General features: G+C 54.4%; 3 protein-coding genes. 2 read left to right on the top strand and 1 reads right to left on the bottom strand.

What is annotated here, in order from left to right; all coding sequences use genetic code 11:
- Both CIK87_RS14395 and CIK87_RS09900 read left to right on the top strand, forming a co-directional pair.
- On the top strand, nucleotides 1-264 hold a 264-nt coding region (locus CIK87_RS14395; RefSeq protein ID WP_158216235.1), incomplete at its 5' end, for a hypothetical protein.
- 21 nt (nucleotides 265-285) lie between these two features.
- Nucleotides 286-1,224, top strand: a complete 939-nt coding sequence (locus tag CIK87_RS09900) for a hypothetical protein (RefSeq protein ID WP_144008176.1) — start codon at nucleotides 286-288, stop codon at nucleotides 1,222-1,224.
- Nucleotides 1,225-1,445: 221 nt separating this feature from the next.
- Here the strand turns inward: CIK87_RS09900 and CIK87_RS09895 are convergent.
- Nucleotides 1,446-2,182, bottom strand: a 737-nt coding sequence (locus CIK87_RS09895; protein WP_144008070.1) for a transposase, incomplete at its 5' end; no start/stop codon positions are given.

The following is a 2,182-nucleotide window of genomic DNA, read 5'->3' as shown; positions in this document are numbered from 1 at the left end:
GCCCCCGCCCCAGCCGTCCGCAAGTCTGCCCCTGCCTGCGTCGTCCCAGCCCAACCTGTCGACACGCTCTATCGCCAGCTTATGGCAGAGACGGTGGTCGCCACCGCCAATCTGATGGACGATATGGCGCAGCAGCACGCCAACGCCCAGTTGCAGACCATCACCGCCCTTATCGTCGCCGGCGAGCTCAACTCGCTCGACATTTGCGCCGCCCTGGAAGAAGGGGCCGAGACGGTCGACGACCTGCTTGCCGAGAATGTCTAACCCATTAATATCTTAACAGTTATGAAACCTATTCATGCCCTTGTGATGAGCCTCGCGCTCTTCTTCGTTGCGCCAGCCCATGCGCAGCAGCCCATCGAGAAGTCATTTGCCCACCTGCGTAAGGCGGTCAAGATGGAAGTCTATCCCAACATCGTGCGCGACCCTGCCACCATGCAGGTCGAGGGTTCTGCCGAGGTCTACGAGTTTGTGGTCCGCGAGCGCAACCGCGCGCTTATTGACACCTTGAGAGAGGCTTTCCTCGCATCCTCCGCGACGGCTTACAAAGTCTTTTCTGCCAACGACCACAAGCACCAGCGCCGTCTCACCTACACCCCCGGCAACGCTGTCACCATAGGCCGCAATTATATCAACCATATCGCCGCGCTCTTTGTCGACGCCACGCGCCCGGGCTATCGCACAGCCTACTGCCTGGAGTGGTCGTTCCCCTATCAGGGTGAGATACGTGCCCGCTTCTCGCGCGTCTATGGCCCCAACCCCAAGTCGCGTCCCGTCGCGTCTCCCGCAGCCATCCCCTCACAGCCCGTCACCATCGACGATTGGCAGACGTTCGTCTCCAGCCTTCAGTCGGTGCTCGACAGCATCGCTTCGTCCAGCCCCATCCACGACGCTACCGCCTACCAGCAGGCTATAGCCGGTGTCGAGAGCCTTGCCCAGCGCTTCATGCGCCAGCATCCCATGCCGCCATGCCCGTCCTCGCCCGACTCCAGTGAGAAGCTCAATGCCGCTGTGCTCACCCATAGCCGCGACAGTGTCGAAGCAGCCCTCGTCAGCCTCGACTTCACCCCCGCCTGTCGCGCGTTGCTCGTCGATGTACTGCTCGATGCCGACAAGCAGATAGATATCCACCGTGTGGTCGCCGACGCCAATCTGCGCGACCCCGAAAAGATGATGCTCATTATGACCCAGGTCACCCGCCAGGCTATACGCCGATTAAGATGATGTCATAGTGCCGCCAGTGCCGCCCGATAGCGATTGGGCTGCATGGTCAGGGGGGCTTGCCTTCGGGGCAGGCACCCTTTTGAGGTAGACATCCACAAGGGCAGAAAGGCAAAAGCGGCTCCCCGCGGGCAGTCGCTTTTGCCTTTCGGTTTTCTGTCGCCACCGTCGCAGGCACCGTGGGCGTTTCTGCGATTTTAACAATGTTAAACCCAAATCGGTCATTAGGATTTCTCTGTGTCGTACGGCAAAGAGAAATCCTTTAATTTTTCCCATATAGATAAGAATGATTGTCGTGTTTTTAGTGATCTAGCCAAATATAGGATGTGCTTGTCTTTTGTTTTTCCCAGATAGGCTGGCGTCGATATCAACTCGTATCGGATAGTCTTCAGAAATTTCTTCTTGTTGGAATTGATCAGCGCATGTCTGAACAACGACATAAAGTTATATGCCATAACAATGAAATTCCCACATGCCTCTGTTGCCCAGAAGTTATTTGTGACAAAGTCATCGATGGAGAAATCATTCTTCAATTCTTTTATCCTATTCTCAGAATCCGCTCTTCCGCGATATGAGTCATATACAATCTTGGCCGGCAGGTCAAGGTCTGTTACAAAGCAGCTGTATCGGTATTTTCCGAAATCCTGCTCATCCTCAAAAAGCTCCAGTTGCTTGATTTGCTTTCCTGCAGCTTTGGGGCGCTTGTCTATTTCTTGCCTGACCATCACAATGCGTCTAGGCTTCTCCCAACCGTTTGCCTGATAGATGGTTTCGGATATTTCCAATCCGTCTGTTAGCTCTATCCATTTGCGTTCATGGGTGAGACTGTACTTTATACGATTGTTGAAACGGCAGGCAATGATATAGTGTAACCCTTTCATTTCCAGATAGTCAAGTATTTCCTTCGCAAAGAAACCGCTATCCATGCGGACCAGCCCGACACGTTTGCCCTCAAGTTTTG

Origin of the sequence: Prevotella sp. P5-64 (genome assembly GCF_002251285.1) — a bacterium.
Classification (GTDB): domain Bacteria; phylum Bacteroidota; class Bacteroidia; order Bacteroidales; family Bacteroidaceae; genus Prevotella.
This window is presented reverse-complemented; position numbering and strand designations above follow the sequence as displayed.

Bases quoted from the DNA above. Each gene is read 5' to 3' on its own strand.
- CIK87_RS09900 (WP_144008176.1), top strand. From the start codon at position 286: ATGAAACCTATTCATGCCCTTGTGATGAGCCTCGCGCTCTTCTTCGTT.